Annotated in this window: 23 protein-coding genes; 16 read left to right on the forward strand and 7 right to left on the reverse strand. The window is 40.2% G+C overall.

The features are described 5' to 3' along the window. Window positions 1-46 precede the first annotated feature (46 nt). The 16 genes from flgF to K5L93_RS18060 all read left to right on the forward strand — a co-directional run bounded on the left by flgF (window position 47) and on the right by K5L93_RS18060 (window position 16975). On the forward strand, window positions 47-793 hold the full coding sequence (flgF, locus tag K5L93_RS17985) for a flagellar basal-body rod protein FlgF (RefSeq protein WP_220721064.1): 747 nt from the start codon (window positions 47-49) through the stop codon (window positions 791-793). Between the two features lie 16 nt (window positions 794-809). Further along, window positions 810-1598: a flagellar basal-body rod protein FlgG gene (gene flgG, locus K5L93_RS17990; RefSeq protein ID WP_220721065.1), complete on the forward strand. Its 789-nt coding sequence runs from the start codon at window positions 810-812 to the stop codon at window positions 1596-1598. A gap of 26 nt (window positions 1599-1624) precedes the next feature. Further along, the gene (flgH, locus tag K5L93_RS17995) at window positions 1625-2299 is read left to right on the forward strand and encodes a flagellar basal body L-ring protein FlgH (RefSeq protein ID WP_220721066.1); all 675 of its coding nucleotides are present in this window, start codon (window positions 1625-1627) and stop codon (window positions 2297-2299) included. Between the two features lie 24 nt (window positions 2300-2323). Then, window positions 2324-3424 (forward strand): flagellar basal body P-ring protein FlgI, encoded by a 1101-nt coding sequence (locus tag K5L93_RS18000; protein WP_220721067.1) that lies wholly within the window; start codon window positions 2324-2326, stop codon window positions 3422-3424. 1 nt (window position 3425) lies between these two features. Then, a complete protein-coding gene (flgJ, locus tag K5L93_RS18005) occupies window positions 3426-4436 on the forward strand; it encodes a flagellar assembly peptidoglycan hydrolase FlgJ (protein ID WP_246615085.1) in 1011 nt (336 codons plus the stop codon). Between the two features lie 7 nt (window positions 4437-4443). Next, a complete protein-coding gene (flgK, locus tag K5L93_RS18010; protein WP_220721068.1) occupies window positions 4444-6417 on the forward strand; it encodes a flagellar hook-associated protein FlgK in 1974 nt (657 codons plus the stop codon). Window positions 6418-6423: 6 nt separating this feature from the next. After that, on the forward strand, window positions 6424-7638 hold the full coding sequence (gene flgL, locus K5L93_RS18015) for a flagellar hook-associated protein FlgL (protein ID WP_220721069.1): 1215 nt from the start codon (window positions 6424-6426) through the stop codon (window positions 7636-7638). A 211-nt stretch (window positions 7639-7849) separates the two neighbouring features. Continuing rightward, on the forward strand, window positions 7850-8668 hold the full coding sequence (locus tag K5L93_RS18020) for a flagellin N-terminal helical domain-containing protein (RefSeq protein ID WP_220721070.1): 819 nt from the start codon (window positions 7850-7852) through the stop codon (window positions 8666-8668). Window positions 8669-9224: 556 nt separating this feature from the next. Then, window positions 9225-10040 (forward strand): flagellin N-terminal helical domain-containing protein, encoded by an 816-nt coding sequence (locus K5L93_RS18025; RefSeq protein WP_220721071.1) that lies wholly within the window; start codon window positions 9225-9227, stop codon window positions 10038-10040. Between the two features lie 78 nt (window positions 10041-10118). Continuing rightward, window positions 10119-10541, forward strand: a complete 423-nt coding sequence (locus tag K5L93_RS18030; protein WP_220721072.1) for a flagellar protein FlaG — start codon at window positions 10119-10121, stop codon at window positions 10539-10541. A 20-nt stretch (window positions 10542-10561) separates the two neighbouring features. Beyond that, window positions 10562-11974 (forward strand): flagellar filament capping protein FliD, encoded by a 1413-nt coding sequence (gene fliD / locus K5L93_RS18035; RefSeq protein WP_220721073.1) that lies wholly within the window; start codon window positions 10562-10564, stop codon window positions 11972-11974. 12 nt (window positions 11975-11986) lie between these two features. Beyond that, on the forward strand, window positions 11987-12394 hold the full coding sequence (gene fliS / locus K5L93_RS18040; RefSeq protein ID WP_220721074.1) for a flagellar export chaperone FliS: 408 nt from the start codon (window positions 11987-11989) through the stop codon (window positions 12392-12394). Window positions 12395-12396: 2 nt separating this feature from the next. After that, window positions 12397-12711 (forward strand): hypothetical protein, encoded by a 315-nt coding sequence (locus tag K5L93_RS18045; RefSeq protein ID WP_220721075.1) that lies wholly within the window; start codon window positions 12397-12399, stop codon window positions 12709-12711. 21 nt (window positions 12712-12732) lie between these two features. Beyond that, on the forward strand, window positions 12733-15648 hold the full coding sequence (locus K5L93_RS18050) for a motility associated factor glycosyltransferase family protein (protein ID WP_220721076.1): 2916 nt from the start codon (window positions 12733-12735) through the stop codon (window positions 15646-15648). 19 nt (window positions 15649-15667) lie between these two features. Then, window positions 15668-16048 (forward strand): hypothetical protein, encoded by a 381-nt coding sequence (locus K5L93_RS18055; protein WP_220721077.1) that lies wholly within the window; start codon window positions 15668-15670, stop codon window positions 16046-16048. A 51-nt stretch (window positions 16049-16099) separates the two neighbouring features. Next, a complete protein-coding gene (locus K5L93_RS18060; RefSeq protein WP_220721078.1) occupies window positions 16100-16975 on the forward strand; it encodes a class I SAM-dependent methyltransferase in 876 nt (291 codons plus the stop codon). A gap of 48 nt (window positions 16976-17023) precedes the next feature. Here the strand turns inward: K5L93_RS18060 and pseI are convergent, their stop codons facing one another. Genes pseI through pseB form a run of 7 tightly spaced genes read right to left on the reverse strand, consistent with a single transcriptional unit; the run spans window position 17024 to window position 23649 of the window. Next, complete coding sequence (pseI, locus tag K5L93_RS18065) at window positions 17024-18067, reverse strand: pseudaminic acid synthase (RefSeq protein ID WP_220721079.1); 1044 nt, start codon at window positions 18065-18067, stop codon at window positions 17024-17026. Between the two features lies 1 nt (window position 18068). Further along, a complete protein-coding gene (locus tag K5L93_RS18070) occupies window positions 18069-18740 on the reverse strand; it encodes an HAD family hydrolase (RefSeq protein WP_220721080.1) in 672 nt (223 codons plus the stop codon). Continuing rightward, window positions 18733-19683, reverse strand: coding sequence for an ATP-grasp domain-containing protein (locus tag K5L93_RS18075; protein ID WP_220721081.1), 951 nt, complete (start codon window positions 19681-19683; stop codon window positions 18733-18735). Before K5L93_RS18075 ends, K5L93_RS18070 begins: the two co-directional genes overlap by 8 nt. Further along, window positions 19658-20800, reverse strand: a complete 1143-nt coding sequence (gene pseG, locus K5L93_RS18080) for a UDP-2,4-diacetamido-2,4,6-trideoxy-beta-L-altropyranose hydrolase (protein WP_220721082.1) — start codon at window positions 20798-20800, stop codon at window positions 19658-19660. The genes K5L93_RS18075 and pseG overlap by 26 nt, the downstream gene beginning before the upstream one ends. A gap of 4 nt (window positions 20801-20804) precedes the next feature. After that, window positions 20805-21506, reverse strand: coding sequence for a pseudaminic acid cytidylyltransferase (pseF, locus tag K5L93_RS18085; protein ID WP_220721083.1), 702 nt, complete (start codon window positions 21504-21506; stop codon window positions 20805-20807). Continuing rightward, window positions 21503-22651, reverse strand: a complete 1149-nt coding sequence (pseC, locus tag K5L93_RS18090) for a UDP-4-amino-4,6-dideoxy-N-acetyl-beta-L-altrosamine transaminase (protein WP_220721084.1) — start codon at window positions 22649-22651, stop codon at window positions 21503-21505. The genes pseF and pseC overlap by 4 nt, the downstream gene beginning before the upstream one ends. Then, on the reverse strand, window positions 22648-23649 hold the full coding sequence (pseB, locus tag K5L93_RS18095; RefSeq protein ID WP_220721085.1) for a UDP-N-acetylglucosamine 4,6-dehydratase (inverting): 1002 nt from the start codon (window positions 23647-23649) through the stop codon (window positions 22648-22650). Before pseB ends, pseC begins: the two co-directional genes overlap by 4 nt. Between the last annotated feature and the right edge of the window lie 233 nt (window positions 23650-23882).

Here is a 23882-nt window from a genome sequence, read left to right on the forward strand (position 1 = left end):
ATTGCTTTGTTTCCTTTGAGTCAGCTAATTGACGTAGGAAATTGACATGGACCAACTACTTTATATATCGATGACCGGTGCAAAACAAAACATGCACTCGCTCGCGGTACGTGGTAACAACCTTGCAAATGCAAATACCACAGGCTTTAAAGCCGATTTAGAGAATGCACGCTCAATGCAGGCCTTTGGCCCTGGCATGCCATCTCGGGTATTTGCTATGACTGAGCGCCCAACTCAAAACTTTACTGATGGACTGTTAAAAACCACAGGGAGAGATTTAGATGTGGCAATTAAGGGTGAAGGTTGGATTTCGGTTCAAGACAAGGATGGTAATGAGGCGCTGTCTCGAAATGGTAACTTTACTATTTCAGCTGCAGGGGTCTTACAAACCATGCAAGGCCAGCCTGTATTAGGTAATCAAGATGCGCCAATTATTATCCCCCTACCTGTTGAAAAGCTAGAAATTAACGAAGATGGCACCATCGAGATCCGTCCAGAAGGCGCGCCAGCCGACGCATTAGAAGAAGTTAACCGCATTAAGCTAAGTAAACCTTTCGCTGGCGAGTTAACAAAGGGTGAAGACGGCTTATTTAGAAGCACTAATGGTCAACCTTATCAGCCCGATGCCACCGTTGAACTGGTAAAAGGTGCACTAGAAGGAAGTAATGTAAACCCGGTGCAAGAGATGACACACATGATCAGCATGCAGCGTCAATTTGAAATGCAAATCAAGATGATGAAAACCGCTGAAGAAAACGAAAAAGCCACCAACAGCTTGTTGCGATTAAGCTAGGAATAAGGAGCGTATTATGCATCCCGCTTTATGGATCAGTAAAACAGGCTTAGATGCCCAACAGACTAACGTATCGGTTATTTCTAATAACTTAGCGAACGCAAGCACGGTGGGCTATAAAAAGAGCCGCGCAGTATTTGAAGATTTGTTGTATCAAACAATTAATCAACCAGGCGGTCGTTCTTCACAGAACACTAAAATGCCATCAGGTTTAATGATTGGTGCAGGTGCCAAGGTGATAGCAACGCAAAAGAATCATGACCAAGGTAATGTTCAAACTACTGATAACGCCTTTGATTTGATGATTGATGGTCGAGGTTTTTTTGAAGTATTAATGCCAGACGGTACAACTGCTTATACGCGTAATGGTCAGTTTGGTTTAAATGACGAAGGCACCATTGTAACCCCTGGTGCCGGTTACCCTTTACAGCCAGAAATTCAGGTCCCTGAAGACGCACAAAGCTTTACCGTAGGCGAAGACGGCGAGGTGAGTGTTCGCTTACCAGGGCAAACCGACAGTCAAGTTATTGGCCAAATCACTATTACGGATTTTGTTAACTCGTCTGGTTTAGAGCCTCGCGGACAAAACTTGTACCTAGAAACCGGTGCCAGTGGGGCTCCACAAAATGGGATTGCATCGGAGAATGGTTTAGGTGCGATTCGCCAAGGCTCTTTAGAAACGTCGAACGTAAACGTAACTGAAGAATTGGTTAATTTAATTGAAGCGCAACGGGTTTACGAGATGAATTCAAAAGTGATTTCAACCGTAGATCAAATGTTGACCTTCGCAACACAACAGCTGTAAACAAAGTTTAGAGAGAGGGATTGCTCATGAATAAACTAATGGTAGTAGCAACCTGTTTAGCAATGGCTGGCTGTGCCAGTGTTAATACTGCAGTAGTGCCAGATGACCCAGAGTTTGCGCCGGTGTATCCAGAAGATGTACCCGTTGAGGCAAGAATCACCGGATCTTTGTTTACAGAAGATCGCGCTAATAATCTGTATTCAGATAAAAAAGCGCACCGTGTTGGCGACATTATTGTGGTCACACTGGCAGAGCGCACTCAAGCCAGCAAGTCGGCGAGTAACGAATTAGCGAAAGATAAGAATTTCAATCTTAACCAAATAACGGTACCTGGTGGTGTTGCAACTATAAATGGAAACCCTATTGAGCTGGGCTTAAGCCAAAGTAGTGATTTTACCGGTGAAGCTGACGCCGCTCAAAGTAACAGCTTAAATGGCAATATCTCAGTCAATGTTGTTCAAGTATTAGCGAACGGCAATTTAATTATTAGTGGTGAAAAATGGCTAATGCTAAACAATGGTAATGAGTATATTCGCTTAACGGGCATTATTCGCCCTGAAGATGTAGCACCAGATAACTCTATTACATCGTTACGCATCGCCAACGCGCGCATTCAATATGGTGGCACCGGAGATTTTGCCAATACCACCAATCAGGGATGGCTATCTAAATTCTTTAATGGTCCAATTTGGCCATTTTAAGCCCTGAGCTTTAGGAGTAATCTTATGTTTAAACGTAGCATTGTAATATTGAGCTTGGGTTTATGCTTGGTTGCAAATTCGGTAAATGCCGCACGTGTGAAAGACGTAGCAAATGTTGCTGGCGTGCGCTCAAACCAATTAACCGGCTATGGTTTAGTGGTAGGTTTGCCTGGCACTGGTGAAAAAAATAGTGATTTTGCCAAGCAGTCTTTTGCAACAATGTTACGCAACTTTGGGATTACTGTTCCTCCTGGTACCAATCTAAAAATTAAGAATGTAGCACCTGTTGCTGTACATGCAGAGTTACCCGCATTTGTTAAACCAGGCCAAACCATTGATATAACTGTGTCGGCCATTGGTGAGGCGAAAAGTTTACGTGGTGGCAGTTTAATTCAAACCTTCTTGAAAGGTGCTGACGGCGAAGTATATGCCTTGGCACAAGGGAGTTTAATTGTTGGTGGTTTTGGCGCTGAAGGCGCCGATGGTTCTAAAGTTATTTCAAATACGCCAACGGTTGGTCGAATTCCAAACGGAGCAATTGTAGAGCGCTCTGTGCCATCTCCGTTCATGAGTGGCGATACTATTACCTTTAACCTTAAGCGTTCGGACTTCACAACAGCAAAGCGTCTAGCAGATACCATTAATAGTTTGGTGGGCCCTAATACCGCAACGCCAATGGATGCCGCCTCTGTGCAAGTTTTTGCGCCACGCGACCCAGGCCAACGTGTTGCCTATTTATCTACTTTAGAAAACTTAACCTTTGAACCAGCATCAGAGTCAGCCAAAATTATTGTTAATTCGCGTACCGGAACCATTGTTATTGGTAAAGACGTTCGTTTATTGCCTGCGGCGATTACTCATGGTGGTTTAACTGTGAAGATTTCTGAAACACCGTTAATTTCTCAGCCAAATCCTTTTTCAGATGGTGAAACGGTTGAAACGACCGTGAGCACGATCGAAGCCACCCAAGAAGACTCCAGAATGTTTAACTTTGACCCCGGCGCGTCGTTAGATGATTTAGTGCGCGCGGTTAACCGCGTTGGTGTCGCCCCTGGTGATTTAGTATCAATATTAGAAGCGCTAAAACAAGCAGGTGCTATTCAAGGCGAATTATTGGTGATTTAACATGGTAATGGACGCGGTTAAGCAATCAGCAAACTATCACGATTTAGCCAGTTTAGATGAGCTAAGAAGTGCTGCTCAAAAAGATCCAAACAAGGCACTAAAACAAGTTGCTAGTCAGTTTGAAGCGTTGTTTATGCAGATGTTAATGAAACAAATGCGTAAAAGTAATGAGTTGTTTGAAAATGATTCGCCATTAAATAATCGTCATACCCAAACCTACCGGGATATGCACGACAACCAAATGGCTTTGGAGTTATCGTCGTCTGGAGCCTTAGGCCTGGCTGACTTAATTGTGGCTCAGCTTGACCCCGCCGCTGCCAATATTACGCCTGCATCGGTGTTACGCGGTGGTCAAAACATTGATCTTCAACAACGTGCTTTAAATGCATTAGATACAACTGGCAAGAAAATTGCTCCATCGACCAGTGTAACGGCCGCAAGTAGCAAAACTTTAGAAAAAGATAACGCTAAAGCGGTTGTTAGCGAAAATACTCAGGAGGTGACGGCAATAAATCGGCAAAGCTTTGCCTCTCCTAGTGAATTTATTCAAGCCATTTTGCCTGTTGCCAAAAAGTGGGCGGCAGATAAAGGGATCGAGCCATTGGCGATTGTGGCACAAGCAGCACTTGAATCGGGTTGGGGTAAAAAGGTTATCGCCAATAGTGATGGCACTAGTAGCCACAATCTATTTGGGATAAAAGCGGATAGTCGCTGGCAGGGAGATAAGGCTGTAGTGAACACTTTGGAATACAGAAATGGTCAAGCCAATCAAGAGCGAGCTGCGTTTCGCGCCTATGGCTCATTTGAAGAAAGTGTTAAAGACTACTTATCGTTTGTTGAAGGCCCGCGTTACCAACAAGCTTTGGCCAACGGCATGGATGCGAAGCAATACGCTAAAGAATTACAAGCAGCTGGTTATGCCACTGACCCTCAATATGCCAATAAAATTGGCCAAATTTTGGACGGTAAGCATTTTGCGGAGTTTCGTCAGCTGGCGGTTGAAGGGGAGTAACTAACGAATGGCAATGAATGACCTACTAACAATTGGATCTTCCGGTGTTGCTGCGCATCAACGTTTGTTGATGACAACAGGTAACAATATTGCCAATGTTAATACTCCGGGTTATAGCTTACAGCGAACGTTCTACACTGCAGATACCTTAGGTGGACTTCGTGAAGGGTATACTGAGCGCGTACTAAATGGTTTTGCCCAAGCTCAGATGTTTCGTGATACATCCACCTACGCTAACCGCAACGCTTATTTAGAGTCAGTAAGCCATATTGATGCAATTCTTAGCGATGATTCTTTATCGTTGAGCAGTAAATTTGACGATACATTTACCCAGTTACATGCCACAACAGACAATCCTACGGCTCTATCTACGCGCGAATTGGCTTTGTCTCAATTTAATGCTTTAACTGATCGTTATCGAACTCTAAATGAACAGTATCAAGTTCAAGAAAAAAACATTAGCCAAGATATTGTTGAAAAAGCTGATGAAGCCAATGCTTTGATAAGTAATATCGCCGAAATTAATAAAGAAATTATTGCCGCAGGTGGCAGTCCATTAGACGGTAATAATGCGATTTTATCTGACAAACGTGACCAAGCAATTAAGGATTTGGCAGAGTTAATCGATATTAATACTATTGTTCAAGATGACGGTTCAACTCTGGTATTTATGCGCTCTGGGCAAGCTTTAGTATTGCAAGATGACCATACTAAGTTAGCTATTGTTGATGGTGACCCTGATAGTACTCAAAAAGAGATGACTCTAAGCTTGGCAGGTTCTAGTCGAATCATTGGTCGTGAGGATATCGGCGGTACCATTGGTGGTTTGATGGAATACCGTAAAACCACTTTGGATACCAGCCGCAACCAATTGGGTCAGTTGTCGGTAGCGATGACCGATGCGTTTAATACTCAAAACAGATTGGGTATGGATTTAAATGGCGATATTGGTGGTGACATTTTCACCTTGCCGACTTTTAATGGTAAGGAATTTTCTACTAATACTGCTGCTGGCAGCATAAGTGGAAGTTTTATTGCGGGCAGTGGCAGTGAGGTAACGCCCTATGATTATCGGGTTACTTTTACTTCTGCTACTACCTTTGAAGTTCAGCGCTATGATGGCGACCAACCCATTGACGCAGTGATTGCAGGGACTATCCCACCGACCAATTTTCAACTTGATGGCATGGATTGGGATTTTTCTTCTGGCCCCTTTGCCGCTGGTGATCGGCACCTTATTCAACCGGTGCGAGATGCAGCTGCCTCTATGACGGTGAGTATGAGCCAACCTGAGAAACTTGCTTTAGCTTCACCTATACGTGTTGAGCGTGAGCTTAATAACCGTGGAAATGCAACGGTTTCTATCGACTCTATTTATGACACAGACCCTGCAACATCTGACTTTACCTTACCGGGTGGCTATGATGTAAACGGTCCTGCCGAGGTAAGAATAAATGCAGCTGATGATTACGATATTTATGATGGTAATGGAGTACTTATCGCAACAGCTCCAGCAGCCAGTGCCGGCCAACAATTATTCGCCAACGCTGTTCCAGCGTTAACACCAGGTTATGAAATAAACATAGACGGCGATGTACAAGAGGGTGATGTTTTCACCATGGGTTACAATACCGATGGTTTTAACGACAACTACAATGCGCTGCGTCTCGTTGATTTGCAGCAGCAAGATTTGGTACGTAAAAGCTTAGCCACTAGTGGCGACAATAAAATGACGATGAACGATGCCTATGCCAGCGTGGTGAGTTTTGTTGGCGGTAAGACAAGTGAGGCGAGAGTGTCGGCATCGGCTGCTAACTCCTTACTAGAGCAAAGTACCCAGCGTCATAACTCTATATCCGGTGTTAATTTAGATGAAGAGGCGTCTAATTTGATTCGCTTCCAGCAAGCTTACGCTGCCTCTGCTCAAGTGATTAGTGCCGCGCAAGAAACCTTTCAAACTCTATTAAGCTCAGTGAGGTAATAAACTATGCGAGTTTCCAGTATTAACTTGTATCAAAACTCACTAAATGGTGTGCTCAACTCTCAGCAGCAAGTTGAGAAAATGAATCAACATCTTATTACTAATAAGAAGTTGTTAACGGCAGCCGATGGTCCGTCAGACATGAGTAAGACTATGTTTCTGACTACAGAAATAACGCTAACAGAGCAACACCTTAAAAATGGTACCTTGTTAGAAAACGCCCTTAACTTTGAAGAGTCAACTTTAGATGGGATGATCAACGCCATGCAACGGGCGAGGGTATTGGGTGTTCAATCTGGCGATGGCTTAAATGGTGAAGCAGAGAGAAAATCACTTGCTCAGGAGTTAAGGCAAATTCAGGCTCAAATGGTTGATTTTATGAACAGCCAAAATGCCGATGGGAGTTACGTATTTTCTGGATTTCAAACTCAGAAACAACCCTATGTGTTTGACGGTACAGATTATAAATACCAAGGTGATGCCGGTGTAAATGAATTAAAAGTATCTTCTTCAGTGTATATTCAAAGTAATGATACTGGGCAAGAAATTTTTGATAACGTATTTAAGCGTTTTGGAACTAATGATGTAACGCCTAATATTACATCGGTAGTTAATGACCAGCGTGCTTATGATAGTTTTCATAAATTAAATTATAACCCGATAACGCCAGCGAACAATACTTATCAATTGCAAACTACTGCAGGTGCTCCTGATACTTATGAAATTCTAGATAGTGGCGGAGCTTCTTTAGTCCCCCCCGTAACTGGTAACTATGTACCTAATGAACCTATTAACTTTAATGGGCTTGAAATTACAGTGTCGACTGCTGCAGGTAGTGCCAATGAGTCATTTGAATTAGCTCCACCAGAAAAAGATAATGTTCTAAATATGCTGTCTGATTATATAGTAGCTTTAGAAGATCCTAGTTTAGTAGGGGACGCTTTTGTAGAAAAACAATCTGATTTTTTGGTTGGTTTAGATAATTCATTAGAGAGTGTAAACCTTACTCTAGGGTCGATAGGAGCTAGAGGTAATTCATTAGAAGCGGTACGGAATGCAGCTTCCTCAATGGATCTTATTAACCAAAAATCACGGGCGTCGTTGAGCGAAGTGGATTTCGCCGAAGCTGTGAGTAACCTGCAGAAAGCAGAACTTGCCTTAAACACTTCCTACTCCTCCTACAGCCGTATTAGTCAGCTTTCTTTATTTAATTACCTATAAATTTCTAAAGATTACTTAACTGCTGCCGTTATAAAGGTTGCTTCAATATTGAAGCAACCTTTTTTATTTTAATGTTTACTAGAAAATAAATTTTAAAATAATTGCTAAAGAATATTGAAGTAATGCCGTTATATAGGGTAAGTCAGAAACAAAAAATAACTGACAACTAATAAAACCTATAAATGGTTAAGATATAGATAGGAGAAATATCATGGCTTTATACGTAAATACTAATGTGTCATCACTAAATGCCCAACGCCAATTAACCCAATCTGGTTGGTCTTTAGATACCTCATTCCAACGTTTATCTTCTGGTTTGCGTATTAATAGTGCAAAGGATGATGCCGCTGGTCTTCAAATTTCTAACCGTATGACTTCGCAAATTCAAGGTTTAGACCGTGCTGTAATGAATGCTCAAGATGGTATTTCTTTAGCACAAACTGCTGAAGGCGCAATGGACGAAGTAACTAACATGCTTCAACGTATGCGTACCCTAGCTATTCAATCTCAAGATGGTATTAATAATACTGATGATCGTTTAGCGCTGCAGGCCGAAGTTTCTCAACTTAAGGCTGAAATTAGCCGAGTGGGTACTACTACTAAGTTTGGTAATATCACTTTGTTGGACGGTAACTACAACGAAAACTTTTTAGTTGGTGCTAACGCAGGTGAAAACATTGCGGTAACAATCGCTACTACTGTGTCACAGGCAGGTTTAGCTATTAGTGGTCTTAGTGTGTCAAGCCCGGCTGGTGCAAGTGCAGCAATGGATGCGATTGATGCAGCTGTTAAGAAAATTGACGGCGAACGTGCTCAATTAGGTGCGGTTCAAAATCGATTTCAATCAACCATTCGTAACTTGTCTAACATTTCAGAAAATGTAACAGCGGCGCGTTCACGAATTAAAGATACTGACTTTGCTAAAGAGACTGCTGAGTTAACGCGAAATCAGATTATTCAGCAAACGTCGACAACCATCTTGGCTCAAGCTAATCAACGTCCTCAGGCTGCATTATCTCTACTTGGATAATATAAAAAGAAAGGACGGTGGGGGTTCAATCCACCGTCCTCAGACTGCAGTAGCGCAATTAGTACTCTTAGGAGGCTCAATTCCATACCAATAATAAGTTGCGCTTTAGTTTCGCTCTCAATCTCCTATCGTTTCGAGCGATACGGTCAAGTGATGCATACTCACTTGGCCTTTTTTTCGCAGCGGTTCAGACTGCGAATATATCAAAGCAATGTACGTGCCAATAATAAAAGGCAAAAATTTGGCGTTCAATTATCGGTCAGTTGTCGTAAATATATCGTTTTTTTAATGTGTTCAGAAGTTTTTTCTGGCATCGAAAGCCTGTGTTTACAAGGCTTGCCGTAAATGCGGCAAAATTATTCCGCTTTTTTCCTATTTTTTTCTAAAGCTTTTTCCTCCCTTGCCGCTAACAAATATGAAGTTAATAAAACTTTGGTCCATTTTTAAGTTGTCTTGATTTACGGTTCATAAATCAGGGGTTCAACAACTAACGAATGGTTTAGGTCGTCCTGACACAGTTCAATCAGGATGAGCGATTTCTTAGGAGGCTCAAATTATGGCATTAGTTGTCAACACCAATGTGTCGTCATTGAACGCACAACGCCAGTTATACAATTCTGGTAACACTTTAGATACTGCCTATCAGCGTTTAAGTTCTGGTTTCAGAATTAACAGCGCAAAAGATGACGCAGCAGGTCTACAAATCTCTAACCGTATGACTTCTCAAATCCAAGGTCTTGACCGCGCAGTTATGAATGCACAAGACGGCATTTCAGTAGCGCAAACTGCTGAAGGTGCAATGGATGAAGTTACTACTATGCTTCAGCGCATGCGTACTCTAGCTGTTCAATCTCAAGATGGTGTAAATAACACAGATGATCGATTAGCACTTCAAGCTGAAGTTAGCCAACTTAAAGCTGAGATTAGCCGAGTAGGTACAACCACAAACTTTGGTGGTACGGACTTGTTAACTGGTGATTACAGCGCTAACTTCCTGGTTGGAGCAAATGCTGGCGAAAATATCACAGTGGCTATTGGTACAACTATTAGCCAAGCAGGCCTGGCAATTAGTGGTTTAAGTGTATCTTCAGCTGGTGGTGCTTCAGCTGCAATGGATTCGATTGATGCAGCTATCAAAAAGGTTGATTCCGAAAGAGCTGAGTTAGGTGCGGTTCAAAACCGTTTCCAATCTACGATTCGTAACTTGTCTAACATCTCAGAGAATATCTCTGGTGCTCGCTCTCGAATTAAAGATACTGATTTTGCAAAAGAAACTGCTGACTTAACTAAATCTCAGATTCTTCAACAAACCAGTACTTCGATTCTTGCTCAAGCAAATCAACGCCCACAGGCTGCGTTAGCTCTAGTTTAATCGTTAATAATAGTGAAGAAAGACGCAGCCACACTTATACTAATAAGTGTGGCTTGCTTTGTTTAAGGAGTCTGGTTTATGGATAGCAATGTTAGCTCAATAACTGCTTCTAATCTCACAACTAGCTTTTCTGGTGGTAAGGAACAAAAAGTAAGTGCTGCTGACAAAATGGAAGTGGCACAGTTATCGCTTCAAAAAGAGCAGGAAAAGATTAAAGCTGAGCAAGAGGCCAAGCAGCAAGAACGACAGGCGGAAGATAAGTCTGATGTTGAAGATGTTGTTGCCTCGCTTAACCAATTGCTCGAAGTTCAAGACCGCGATGTAAAATTTGTTGTGGATGAACGCGATGGTCAGTTTTTTACTTCGGTGCTCAATAGAAGTACTGATGAGTTGATTAGAGAAATTCCCTCAGAAGAGTATCGTCAACTTGAAGAGCGTTTAAGAAAGTTTCAGGATGCGATAGGTCAAACAACGGGTTTGTTTGTTGATCAAATAGTTTAGTGTTGAGTGAGTAATAGATTATGACAGGTATTACAGCAGCGGGTATTGGCAGTGGCTTAGATTTGGAAGCGTTAATAGAGGTATCTATTAACGCAGAGAGAGCGGGTAAAGATGCTCGTTTTGAAAAAACTAAAAACACCTTAGATGTTACGTTGTCTGCTGTTGGTTCGGTAAAGTCAGCGCTAAGTTCATTTCTTAGTATCTTAGAGAAAGCTCAAGAACAGTCGACGTTTATTCCGCGTGTTGCAAGTACCGGTGAATCAGAGGGTAATGAATCTGTTACAGTGGATTTAGCAGATGGTGCAACCAACGGCAGCTATGCCATTGAGGTACAACAACTTGCTCAAGGTTCTTCTCTCACTTCTATCGATGCTACAGCTAATGGAGGAACTCCGCTTTATTCTTCCGAAAACGATGTAGTAGCAACTAGTGATGGTCAATTAACATTTACTACCGCTAGCGGAGAATCCATGGTTTTAGATGTAACTGCTGGAACCACGCTCAAACAGCTGAGAGAGCAAATAAATTCACACGAAGACAACTTTGGCGTGTCTGCCAATTTAATTTCGACAGGCTCTGAGGTGCGCCTTGCGATAACTTCTGAAGAAACTGGAGATGGTAACACTCTCACAGTTACAAATACTGGCGCTAACGCAGAACTGGATAATTTTACCAATGCTGGAGGTAAAATGACTGTTGTAGATGCTAGTTCAGCGATTATTACTATTGATGGTATTCAAGCTACAAGTGATAGTAATAAATTTGACAATGTTGTTTCTGGGGTTTCTATTACCGCCAATAAAGTGACGTCTTCATCGGTGAACCTAGATATTGCGCCTAGTGAAGAAAAAGCACTCGAAAACATGAAAGAGTTTGTTGATGCTTACAACAAAGTTATATCTGAAATTGATAAATATTCTAAGCCAGAAACTGTTGTTGAAGGCGACGATAGTGATTCAAGTCGTAAGGAGTTGAGTGGTGATGCGATGTTTCGTTCATTACGTTTTTCGTTAGGACGAATTGCAAGCAATGGCTATGAAGACGCAGAGCCGGGTTTGAAAACACTTTATGGTATTGGAGTTGAACTTGATAACGACGGGATGCTTAAGCTCGATGAAAGTAAGTTTAAAGAAAATTTAGCAAATAACATGGATGGGATTGGCGAGGTTTTTGCAATGTCTGGTGGTATTGCTGAATCATTCTCAGGAATTGTTAAAAGTTATGAACAATCTGATGGTATTCTCGCATCCAGAGAAGAGTCAGTAAAAAGTCAGTTACGTGACTATGAGCACCAAAAGTTGGATTTTGAAGAGCGTATGGCTTCTTATGAGAAGACTTTACGAGCTAAATATACTGCTTTTGATGTATCCATGGGTAACTTAAATAGCCAGATGTCATATATTACGGGGCAGCTAGCGCAATTGAATAGTTAACGGAATTTAAATATGTATCAGAAAGGCATTAATCAATATCGTCAGGTTGGCATTAAAGACCAAATAGCAACCGCTGACCCACATGGTGTTACTCAAATATTAATGCAAACAGCCTTGGAGAACTTGGCAGTAGCTAAAGGCTGTATTGAGCGAAATGATATGGCAAATAAAAGCAAACCCATTGCTAAAGCAACTTCTATTATAACTTCCCTTAAAGACACCTTAGATCATGAGCGCGGCGGTGAAATCTCACTAAATCTGGCTGACTTATATACTTATATGCTTGATGTCTTATCAGAAGCGTCGGTGACTAATAATGCTAAACAGGTTGAAGAAGTGATTGAGCTATTGCTTCCAATTAAATCGGCTTGGGACCAAATTCCCGAATCAGCGAAGCAAGAGGCCTACAAGCAAAAATAACTATGTCTGATGCGACTATCATTAATCTTTTAGATGCTTGTGCTTCGTTACTTTTAGCTATTGAAGATGAACTCCGAACTAATGAACCAAATATAATGGTTATTGAGGAGAGCTTTCAAAGTCATCAGGAAAAAATTCAATCTGTTTTTGAGTTACCTTCTTTAAGCTTGGAGGATAAGCTATTGCTCGAGTCGCACTTGAAAGTATTAAGCTCTATGTATGAGGAGTGCTCTAAGCAACGTTCTAAAATAGAAACGTCTCTTGGAACAATAAATCGTAGTAAGAAAGTCATTACTGCTTACATAGAAAACTCGTAGCTTTAGCAAATTGGGATTTAGATGCTTAAAAATATTGATTTTCAAATTGATGCTGACGATAAATTACAAAAAGAAAATGAGGCTCAGTTAGGACCTTTTTTTCAAAAGAAGTTTACTCGAAATATAAAAGCTTTAGCCCAATATGATATTTCGCTGGCTCAAGCTCTTCAAAAACATAGTCCTATTACATATTCTCCATTTGTTACAAAAAAGAAATACCTAAATGTAATGAACATTACTCGAGGTCGTTCTCTTTATGAAGAAGTACCTCAAAAGCAGGTTAAAGAGCAAGTCAGACAATTTGCCACGGGAGCATTGTTAGTTGAGTGCGATAGTTCTTACGCTTCAATTCAACCCAAACCTGAAGTTGGCTGCACTTTAAATACTATTCTTTCAGGAGTGGATAAACGTTATCAACCCCCGTCTGATGATAGTAACTTGGTCATTTTAGGTTGTGGGCTTGGTTTACATTTGTTTGATTTGATAAGAATGAAACAGTGGAAACGAGTTGTAATCATTGAACCTGAGATTGACTTGCTACATGTATCATTACTCACTGCTCAATGGAAGGAGCTGCTTGACCACGTAAATAGTTCCGGCTTAATTTTGACTATCCTTACTGGCTCAAAAGAAATAGATAGTTTAGAAGTGCTTAAAACTTGGAAGGTAGATAACCAAATATCAAGTTTTTATTTATACAGACACTATAATTATTCAGTTTTTAATACCTTAGAATTTAATCTTGCAACGGGCATATCATCTTTTAATAAACTAAACTTCGAAAGTTTCGTAAAGCTGGAGAATGAGAGAGAGTGCGAGTTTTCTTATTCCCTTTTTAATTATTTTGTTAGTGATGAAGATGTGTATGATATCGAAAAAGAAAATATGTCTTTTCTTTATACACAGCATGAAAACAGCCTCAGCAGCTTTAAGAGGTACTTTCCAGACATTGCTTCTGGATTTGATAAATACCAAGCGGATCGTTGGCTGCTTTTTAGTGTAGGAGCGGGGGCGTATAATTTATTTGATTTAAAACAAGGGGTTACTTTTTTTGTAGGTGACCCCAAAAAAGAAGCTCTGAGTTACTTTGAACACTATAAGAAAAAACCAAAAATTGATGCATTAGACGCAAGGCAATCGCTACATAAGCCTAGCCCTTTTATTCACTATGAAAAATCTAGACTACTTAAAGACCTAGTCTTAGAGCTTCCAGATTCTGGATATACTCAATTGCCTCAAAAGTTGCCTTCTTTCATCATGTATGGAGGTGCGTTGGGGTATCAAATTGAATCTTTATTACTAGATTATGAAGTAGACAACTTCATATTGTATGAACCTAACCCAGATTTCTTTTTTGCTTCTATGTGGGTTCTTGATTGGACGGCTATGTTACGCCAGTGTGATGACAAGAAGTCTAAGCTTTACCTCAACATCGGGGATGATGGCACGAATATGTTTGATGACATTCATCTGCGCCTTCAAAGCTATGGTATCCATATACTGTCCTATACATTTTTCTATGTTAGCTACTATCAAGAGCAAATGGATAAAAGTATTAGAGCGACTAGAGAGCAATTCAAGGTACTTCTTAATATCAGTGAGTACTTCGATCATGCTTTTTATAACTTAAATCACACCAATGAGGCTTTCTCTAGGAATCAGCATTTTCTATTAAAAGATAAACCTAAAGCCTTGGTTGATAAGTTAAGTGAGTTACCAGTATTTATTATCGGTAATGGTCCGTCTCTTGACTCCTGTAGTGAATATATCAAAGAGCACCAGGATAAAGCTATTATCGTGTCTTGCGGAACGAGTCTGAAGGCTCTTTATGAATTAGGCATCAAACCTGATTTTCATGCGGAGGTTGAACAAACCAAAGCAACACTTCATTGGGTATGTCAGGTACCAGATCCTGACTGGTTAAAATCTATTGATTTAATCACTGTCAATGGTATCCATCCAGACGTTACGAGTATGTTTGGTGATACGCTATTTTGTCTTAAGAAAGGAGAGGCGGGTAGCTTAGTTCATCTAGAGTTATCCGAAGAAGTCGAGCAGTTGGACGGTATTCTATATTCTTATCCTACGGTTTCAAACTGTGCGTTGTCTTATGTTTTGCAGGTCGGCTTTAGGCAAATCTACCTCTTCGGAGTGGATTTAGGGTTTAAAGATCCTACAAAGCACCATAGTAAACATTCCGCATACTTTAATTCTAAAGATGGGAAAGCGCTTTATGATTATAGCTCTCATGGTGTAGGTTTTAGGGTGCCTGGCAACTTTGATTCTTATGTATTTACTAAGCACGAATTTAAATATTCATCAGAAATACTCAGTAAAGCCTTGTCCGGTTTTGACAATGTTGAGTGTTATAACACAAGTGATGGAGCTTACATTTCAGGCACTATGCCATTAAGAGCCGAAAATATTCTTTTGGTTAACGATAGAGTTGATAAAAATTGCTTGAAGAAAGATCTAAAAAACAATGCATATAAATCAGCTTTTCACTATTTAACTAAGCGATTTGAAAAACAGTTTAGGTTTGAATCATTTGCACAGCATTGTGATGAATTGATAGATATTTTGACGAAAGAGCCGGCCTCTTGGGACGAAATTTTGGAGCAGCTAAATCGACAGGTTACTCTTGTTAAAGAGTCGGTTTTAGATAATGAGTCTTTGTTTTATTATTTGGTGCGAGGAAGCGCTTCGTTTTGCTTAACCTACTTAACACGTTTAGCATATTCATCAGAAGATGAGGCTGTGTGTTTAGAGAGGTATGCAAAAGGAAAGTCTATTTGGATAGACTATTTACGAGAAATGCGAGTAAAAGTGGAAAACGATTTAGGTGAATTTGATCAGACACCAAGTCCGCACCCAGAGGTTGGGTTTGACTCTTTACCTGCGTTAGAAATCTTAAAACAGCGTGGTATCACTGTTTAGTTTACTTAAGGATTTGATGATGGAAGGCTTTCAAAGCTTGATGGAGCAGGCTGCAAAAGATGCTGTTGATTTTTCGCGAGAAAATTTTGATAAAGATTTAGATTTCACCATTGATAGTATTTTGTATGTTGATGAAATAGTAGAGAAGTTGAGCGAATCTAACCTTGAAGAAAAGGATGCGTTCACTTTGTCTTACATATTTGGTGCATACTTAGGTGAAACCTATAAGCGTCATCGAAACGGTAGTTGGCTGTTTGTTGAAGAAACAGATAGTGAGCCACCACAAACATTCTTAGAAGATGAAGGTAAAACCTTTGCTTTCCCTAGTAAGGTTTATCACGCGTTGAATAAAACTGCTGATGAGAAGCTTCACGAGTATATGACATTACTCATAGAGTGATCTTTTGTTGTTTCCCTATCTTTTAAGTTGCCAACCAGGCTGGAGAGTACTTTGAAATTCACAGAAAAAGAACATCAATTAGGTTTTATTGAGGCCTATCCGAAACCATCAATTGAAGAATTAACACGGCACTACCAAGAAAAATATTTTCAAGATCCTAAAGGGGCTTATCAGGAGGACTACCTTCCAGAAGAATTGGCTCATATGTTAAATTTGGCAGCGGTAGCGGATAAAACAACTCAAAAATTAAGCTGTGAAAAAACACTTTTTGATGTTGGATGCGGAGAAGGTTTTTTTACTAAAAACTTACTCAGCCTAGGCTGGAATGTGAAGTGCTGTGATTTTTCTTCGTTTGCTCTAAAAAAGTTTCACCCTGAGCTTTTACAGTTTTTTGATGAGGGGGATGCTTTACAGCTCATTTCTAAGAGTGTTGAGGCAGGTGAAAAGTTTGGTTTGGTAAATCTACAGAATGTTTTAGAGCATGTACTAGAGCCAATTGACTTATTACTCTCGTTAAAAGGCTTATTGGGTTCTAGTTCTGCACTTAGAATTAAAGTTCCTAATGATTATTCTGATTTTCAAAAAAGACTCGTTGATGAAAACATGACGACTAATACTTGGTTCGCGCCACCTGAGCACCTTAGCTTTTTCAATGCTGTGACTTTGGCTAATACGTTAGATGAATGTGGTTATGAGGTGTTGTCTAGCCAAGTTAATTTTCCAATAGAGGTTTTTTTAACTAACCCTAACTCCAATTATTGGAAAGATAGAAGTTTAGGAAAAGCTGCCCACAATAGTAGAATACTTATAGAAAACTTCTTAATTTCTCAAAGCCTCGATGATTATATTAGTTTTTCAGAGGCTTCAGCCAAGTTAGGCTTTGGTCGTGAGCTTATTGTTTACGCTAGGCCTAAAAATAGTATTTAGTCTAGGCGCTCCATGCGCCTAGCTTTTTATAACCAGTATTCGTAGGGACTAGTCTAGATCAGACCAAGCTAGCGGCTTTCCAAATGGTAAATTCTTTTTGGCCTTACGTCCTAGTATCGTGGATAAGTACTTAGGCGCTAAACCATTTGAAGGTCTAATAGAGCGAACATGTTCTGGGCATATCACTTCGCCTTTTTCTACATTCTTAACTATATATAATGATCGCCTGTGACATTTGGTTTTTAATTCTGATTCACTGCTTTGAAAGCTGACTGTACCTATAGCTTGTCTAGCGATCTTACAATTTGTAACTAAACTAGCTAATTCACTTGGCTCTAAAGAAAACGCATAATCAGGGCCTCCGTCAGAGCGTGAAAGCGTGAAGTGCTTTTCGATAATAGTAGCTCCCATAGCTACCGCTGCAACAGAAACTCCAATGTCTAAAGTGTGGTCTGACAACCCTATTTGAGTATCAAATATTTCTGATAAAACTGGAATCGTTGCTAAATTCGATTCGTCTGCAGGAGTAGGGTAGCCGCTAATACAGTGTAATAAAACGAGCTCATTACACCCGCTTTTCTTAGCTGTATTTACTGCTTCTTCTATTTCTGAAAGATTAGCATTTCCAGTAGACATTATGATTGGCTTACCTGTTTTGGCCACTCGCTCGATTAAAGGTAAGTCTACAAGTTCAAAAGACGCAATTTTGTAGGCTGGAGTATCTAGTTCTTCAAGAAAATCTACGGCTGTATTATCAAAAGGAGAGCTAAAAATTGTTATACCTATTTTTTCTGCTTCTTCAAACAGCTGCCTATGCCATGCCCAAGGGGTATGTGCTTCCTTGTATAAATCATACAGCTTATAACCATCCCATAATCCGCCAGTAATTTTGAATTCTTCAGAGTCATGGTTTATGGTGATCGTATCGGCGGTATAAGTTTGAAGTTTAACTGCATCAGCTCCAGCATCCTTCGCAGCTTTAATTAGAGAGATAGCCCTATTTATATCGCCATTATGATTTCCAGACATTTCGGCAATGACATAAGGGGGCTCATCTGGCCCAATTCTTTTTCCATTTATTACTATGTACATATTAAGTCTCGAATAAAGTGTGTACTGACAAGCAGTGCTGGTTGGCTGGGTAGTTTTGGTTATCTGGGATGTTCTTAAATCGACCTTGAAGTAAACGGATTGAGTAGATCCCTAGCTGATAGGCTGGTTTAATGTCATGTTCTGGATTGTCTCCGACTAATATGCAGTTTTCTGCAGGGCATTGTAGTTTACTTAGTGCTAATTTGAAGCCCTCAATCGCTGGCTTTGGAGCACCTAGGTCCCAGCAGTAAATGAAGTGATCGACGTATTTCTCAAGCTCTAGTGCAGCTACTTTGTTCTTTTGCATCTGACCTAAACCATCGGTAACTATTGCTGTTTTTATTCCCTGATTTTGTATCTTAGTCAGCGTTGTTTTTACCAATTCTGATAGCCGAATAGTTGGTTGGTGAGACCTGTACAATAATAACAACTCTTCTATAGTAGGCATTGCTTCAATGTGTTTGAAGGTATCTAATAAGCTATCAAGACAACCAGCTCTGCCTTTAGTATCAAAATAGTCATATAGGTACTGATAGCTTTCATCTTTTGAAATTCCATAGTTTGCCAACTCTTCAGCAATGGCATTGAAACCACTTAACACATAGTCTTTCTCTAGATATAAAGTGTCATCTAAGTCAAAAATGATAGCTTTAAATTGATTATGATTAAGCATTTAGAAACAGGTCCTCGCTATACCGTAGCATTTTGAGTCCAATTTTGAGTTCATTTTCTCTATACAGTGTTTCGGTATCTCCGACTATACTAGCCATAAGCCTCTCAGTTGATGCTAGCCCAGCTTGAATGCTTAAATTAGAAGCTCCTCCAAATCTAGGGTTCACCTCTATTAAGTATATGCTGTTTGCATCCATAAAAGCTTGAATAGTTATGTGACCTCTAAAGGGTATAAGTTTACTAAGGTTTCTAGCTAGTTCGCTTAATAATGGGGCATCAACGACTTGGCTTATAGAGGACTCTCCATTAACCACTTTTATTCGCTCTCTTGTCACAGAACCGACTAAGTTACCATTATTGTCGTGAAAGGCATCAATGGAGTATTCTTTGGCGCTAATAAGTTCTTCAAAAGTTAATTCTGACGCGCTGCAGCGTGACAGGAGGATGTCTAGATCTTTCTTGCTCTGAACTATAAAAACGCCAGCTGAGGCGGAGCTTTTAGCTAGCTTAGCAACACAAGGCCGGAACGATCTGGATATATCCGTGATTTTACCTGGAATCGGTAAATTGTTGTCATCACAAAACTTCCGGAACAAGTGTTTATTGGTGCATATTTCTATTGTTTTTGGGGGGCTCATTAACAGCACAATATTTTTATCTAGAAATAAAGTGTAGTGCTTAGTAAAAAACTCTAAGTCTCCATCTCTGGTTGGCAGGATGTATCTGATAGATTTTTTCTGGCAAAGCTTAGTTAGTGTTGATATGTACTCTGGGGAGTTTAGTTTGGGTAGTAGGATATGGTCATGTGAGAAGTATAGTGCAGCAGCATCAACACTAATGTCGCTGGTTATTACCTTCACGCCATAAACATTCCCGTAGTGGGTTAATGACTTTACTAACTGAACTTTGTTAGATGCGCTAGTTACTAGTATTGTCGGAGTCATGTTTTATATCTTCAATGTATCTAATAGTATTGTGAGAACCTTGTCCGTCTAATAGGTTCAACATTAATTTAGATTGCTTTTGTAGAGACTTACGGTCGTTTATAGCTAGTTCCAGAGCTTTTGAATAGCTAGTTTCCTGAGTATTATTACAATCTCCGAGCCAGCGTATTATGTGTTTATTATCTAGCGTCTTGGCTAGTAAAGCTTGATTACTGGCTATACTAGCGGTAATTGCTGGCAATCCTAGAGTGCAACATTCCCATATGGTACTTCCGTTAGCGCCAATAAATAAGAAAGCTTCAGACATTAACTGTTCCATATTATTTACTTGAATTTTAACCGTCAGTATCTCACTTCTGTTTTGACAGAAGCGCTCTATCTCGCCTTTATTCGGATTGTTAATCCCTAGTACGACGGTGCAATTAAGCATATTACTTTTTATCGATTCTATTGTCCCTTTTAGTGCTTTAAGCGTTTCGTTTTTACTATCAACCCCACCGAAAAACATCAGTATTGTTTTTCTGTTCATACGTTCTTTGTATGGCTTTAGCTTCATTCTTTGCTCAGAAAATGACTTTCTGATGAAAGCAAATTGTGGGCCCAATAATGTTTTACATTTTGAGTTAACCAAACCATCGTAATAAGCAATTTGTTCGGGAAACACACTTGAGTTTATAAGGAAATCGCAATTGAATTTGCGGTCTGCTAAGTCGTCAATTTGAATTAATCTTTTACAATAGGGTCTTAATGACAAGTGCCATTGTTGCTCTATAGCGTAGTGGTCGATGATTAACCAATCAAGAGTTGTTATTTTCTTTTCAGCTAAGAACTGTTGGATGATACTTTGAGATTCTTTTATTTCATCTGCATAGGTTGATTCTAGCCAGTTCGCGTGACTACAGTGGCTATTTAAACTCTGATGCAGGGGCGGGGTCAAAGTTAAAAGTTCGAACCCTTGCTGAGCAATTAAGGAGTTCAGGTTACCTTTTAGAGAACGACACAAAAATGTGACTTCTACACCCGTTTCTTCGAGTGCTTTAGCTAGGCTTATACAGCGATATACGTGTCCTGAGCCAATTTGTATTGATGCGTCAACTCTAATTATGCAATTTGACATTGATTCAGTTTTTGCGGGGCTTTGACGCGTTGATTTGGGCTTGATAGAGTAAGCTGGCTAGCTCCCAATCATCTGGTGTATCCAAGTCTACTACGAACTTTCTAGGCAATTTGAAGGTTATAGCTGATTTTGAGAACATAGGTATATCACCAAGGAATGCATTTGGAAGCCCCCAGTAAAATTGTCCTACATCTTGATATGCAGGTTCCAAGTCTTGCGAACGGCAATTGAAATTTTCTGGTTGAAACATTTCTGCTCGATTATCTGAAGTTAGTTTTATAGCGCGTTGTATAGGAAATGGGAATTCACAAACAGGAAAACAATAGTTGGCATTTTCATTACTACTTATAAGTTGATAAGCCAGTTGTATTTGAGATGGTTGAATGAAGGGAGCTGTAGCATAAATGCAGCAAACATAATCTATTGGGTGATTAAACCAAGAGATTGCATGTTTGAGCACATCGCCTGTAGTTGCAAAATCATTCGCAATGTTTGCTGGCCTAATGAACGGTACTTCTGCTCCGTACTCTATTGCTACCTCTGCTATTTCACTATCATCTGTTGATATTATAACTTTGTCGAAGCAACCACTAGCTAGAGCTGCTTCTATACTGTAAGCAATGATTGGCTTGCCATGGAATAGCTTGATATTTTTTCTAGGTATTCGTTTACTTCCGCCTCTAGCAGGGATTATTGCAACTTTCACTGGAGAGCCTCCTTAAGTTGGTTAACGACAAACAGCTGTTCCATTTCTGTTAAACCAGGATATAAAGGTAAGCTAAGTGCTGCGCTATAGTAAGCTTCTGCATTTGGTAACTGTATTTGCTTACTAAACAGCTTTTTGTAATAGGGCTGAGTGTGTACCGGTATGTAATGAACATTTACTCCAATCCCAGCATTTTTTAGTTTTTCATATACCATAGCTCTTGCGCTTGGTTTTTTTAGTTGAATAACGTAAAGATGCCAAGATGAATCGCTTTCACCACTTTGAAAAGGAGTTATAATAGAAGCGTCTTTTAATAACTCAGTATAGCGAGTGGCTATTTGGGTACGTTTTTGAACCCATTCATCAACGCGCCTAAGTTGACTTAAGCCTAAGGCCCCTTGCAGTTCAGTAATGCGGTAATTAAAGCCTAGAGAATGTTGTTGATAATACCAATCTCCATGGGGAGGTGTATCCATCAGCATCGGATCTCTAGTTACCCCATGACTTCTCAAAAGTCTCATTTTGTCTGCTAAAACTGGAGAATTGGTTAAGGCAGCGCCCCCCTCACCAGTTGTAATGATTTTAACAGGGTGAAAACTAAACACTGTGATGTCGCTATACTTACAATTCCCAATTGGCTGGTTTTGATATTTCCCACCAATGGCGTGAGAGGCATCTTCGATAATTTTGAAGTTGTATTGTTTGCTCAGTAACCAGATTGCTTTCATATCACAGGGCTGTCCGCACATGTGAATGACAACCACTACTTTGGGTAGCTTAGCTTGGCTGCTAGCTTGTTCTAGTTTTACTCTTAAGGCTTCTGGGCACATGTTGTAGGTGCTGGGATCAATATCGACAAAATCTACACTGGCTCCACAATACAAAGCGCAATTCGCAGAAGCAACGAAGGTAATTGGGCTGGTCCAAACGATATCGCCTTTACCTACTTCTAAGGAACAACAAGCAATATGTAAAGCGCTAGTGGCTGAGTTTGTTGCTAACGCATACCTAGCGCCCGAGTATGTGCTAAGTGCTTGTTCAAACTCAGGTACTTTTGGGCCCTGTGTGAGAAAGTCTGAACTTAGCACTTCAACTACGGCATCTATGTCTTCTTGCGATATCTGTTGGCGGCCGTAAGGAATCATAACTCTGCCAATTTATCAAAGGCTAAGATTTCTTCTGAGCTTAAAAACTTAGGGTTAGTTTCTGAGTGATATTCAAATCCCGGCTCTACTTGTTTACCCACTTCATCAATTAAGTTTCTAGAGTAGTCATGTTCATCGTTATAGAATTTGATGCTCGGGCAAATGACATAATGATCATCAAATTCTATGGTGAGGTGGGAGTCATCTCCAGGGCACATAATCTCATGTAATTTTTCTCCTGGCCGGATACCAATCACTTTTATCGGGAGTTCAGGCGCGTATGTTTTAGCTAAGTCCACAATTCGAACTGACGGTATTTTAGGAATGAATATTTCTCCGCCATACATTCGGCTGAAGTTTTTTAGCACGAAGTCTACACCTTGCTGAAGAGTAATCCAAAAACGGGTCATATCCTCATGAGTGATTGGTAAGTGGTCATTACCATTAGCAATGAGTTGTTTGAAGAATGGAACAACTGAGCCTCTGGAACCAACAACATTGCCATAGCGAACAACCGCAAACCGAGTTTGTCCTTGACCCACCATGTTATTCGCTGCAACAAAAAGCTTGTCTGAAGCAAGCTTGGTTGCGCCATACAAATTAATTGGTGATGCGGCTTTATCTGTTGAAAGCGCAATCACTTTGCTAACGTTATTTTCGATAGCGGCTTTAATTACGTTTTCGGCACCATGAATGTTTGTTTTGATGCACTCCATAGGGTTGTATTCAGCGGCGGGTACCTGCTTTAGCGCTGCCGCATGAATAACATAATCTACATCGTTCATGGCCTGTATTAAGCGTTCTCGATCCCGCACATCACCAATGAAATATCGCATACATGGGGCGTTAAAATGCTGCTGCATCTCATATTGCTTTAACTCATCACGAGAATAGATAATGAGGCGTTTAGGCTTATAGCGCTCAAGAATGGTCTTTGTGTACTTTTTACCAAATGAACCTGTGCCGCCAGTAATTAAAATAGACTTATTATCAAACATAACGATTCCATATATTCGTTAGTAATAGAACACTTATACAAATCATAAGCTTCCGTTACTGTTACGATAAGCAATAAATGCTCCATTTATGAACTTGGCTAGAAAAATCACCGAACTTTTTGGTAGTAGCTCACTAATTCTACACATCATCTAAGATCTCAGGGCTTAGTAAGCCTTGGTTTATTCATAAATCAAAGTTGCGTCATATTTTTGTCGCTTTTAATGCTTATGCC

Origin of the sequence: Agarivorans litoreus (genome assembly GCF_019649015.1) — a bacterium.
Classification (GTDB): domain Bacteria; phylum Pseudomonadota; class Gammaproteobacteria; order Enterobacterales; family Celerinatantimonadaceae; genus Agarivorans; species Agarivorans litoreus.

Coding starts and splice junctions, on each gene's coding strand:
- flgF (WP_220721064.1), top strand. CDS start 47: ATGGACCAACTACTTTATATATCGATGACCGGTGCAAAACAAAACATG.
- flgG (WP_220721065.1), top strand. CDS start 810: ATGCATCCCGCTTTATGGATCAGTAAAACAGGCTTAGATGCCCAACAG.
- flgH (WP_220721066.1), top strand. CDS start 1,625: ATGAATAAACTAATGGTAGTAGCAACCTGTTTAGCAATGGCTGGCTGT.
- K5L93_RS18000 (WP_220721067.1), top strand. CDS start 2,324: ATGTTTAAACGTAGCATTGTAATATTGAGCTTGGGTTTATGCTTGGTT.
- flgJ (WP_246615085.1), top strand. CDS start 3,426: ATGGTAATGGACGCGGTTAAGCAATCAGCAAACTATCACGATTTAGCC.
- flgK (WP_220721068.1), top strand. CDS start 4,444: ATGGCAATGAATGACCTACTAACAATTGGATCTTCCGGTGTTGCTGCG.
- flgL (WP_220721069.1), top strand. CDS start 6,424: ATGCGAGTTTCCAGTATTAACTTGTATCAAAACTCACTAAATGGTGTG.
- K5L93_RS18020 (WP_220721070.1), top strand. CDS start 7,850: ATGGCTTTATACGTAAATACTAATGTGTCATCACTAAATGCCCAACGC.
- K5L93_RS18025 (WP_220721071.1), top strand. CDS start 9,225: ATGGCATTAGTTGTCAACACCAATGTGTCGTCATTGAACGCACAACGC.
- K5L93_RS18030 (WP_220721072.1), top strand. CDS start 10,119: ATGGATAGCAATGTTAGCTCAATAACTGCTTCTAATCTCACAACTAGC.
- fliD (WP_220721073.1), top strand. CDS start 10,562: ATGACAGGTATTACAGCAGCGGGTATTGGCAGTGGCTTAGATTTGGAA.
- fliS (WP_220721074.1), top strand. CDS start 11,987: ATGTATCAGAAAGGCATTAATCAATATCGTCAGGTTGGCATTAAAGAC.
- K5L93_RS18045 (WP_220721075.1), top strand. CDS start 12,397: ATGTCTGATGCGACTATCATTAATCTTTTAGATGCTTGTGCTTCGTTA.
- K5L93_RS18050 (WP_220721076.1), top strand. CDS start 12,733: ATGCTTAAAAATATTGATTTTCAAATTGATGCTGACGATAAATTACAA.
- K5L93_RS18055 (WP_220721077.1), top strand. CDS start 15,668: ATGGAAGGCTTTCAAAGCTTGATGGAGCAGGCTGCAAAAGATGCTGTT.
- pseI (WP_220721079.1), bottom strand. CDS start 18,067: ATGTACATAGTAATAAATGGAAAAAGAATTGGGCCAGATGAGCCCCCT.
- K5L93_RS18070 (WP_220721080.1), bottom strand. CDS start 18,740: ATGCTTAATCATAATCAATTTAAAGCTATCATTTTTGACTTAGATGAC.
- K5L93_RS18075 (WP_220721081.1), bottom strand. CDS start 19,683: ATGACTCCGACAATACTAGTAACTAGCGCATCTAACAAAGTTCAGTTA.
- pseG (WP_220721082.1), bottom strand. CDS start 20,800: ATGTCAAATTGCATAATTAGAGTTGACGCATCAATACAAATTGGCTCA.
- pseC (WP_220721084.1), bottom strand. CDS start 22,651: ATGATTCCTTACGGCCGCCAACAGATATCGCAAGAAGACATAGATGCC.
- pseB (WP_220721085.1), bottom strand. CDS start 23,649: ATGTTTGATAATAAGTCTATTTTAATTACTGGCGGCACAGGTTCATTT.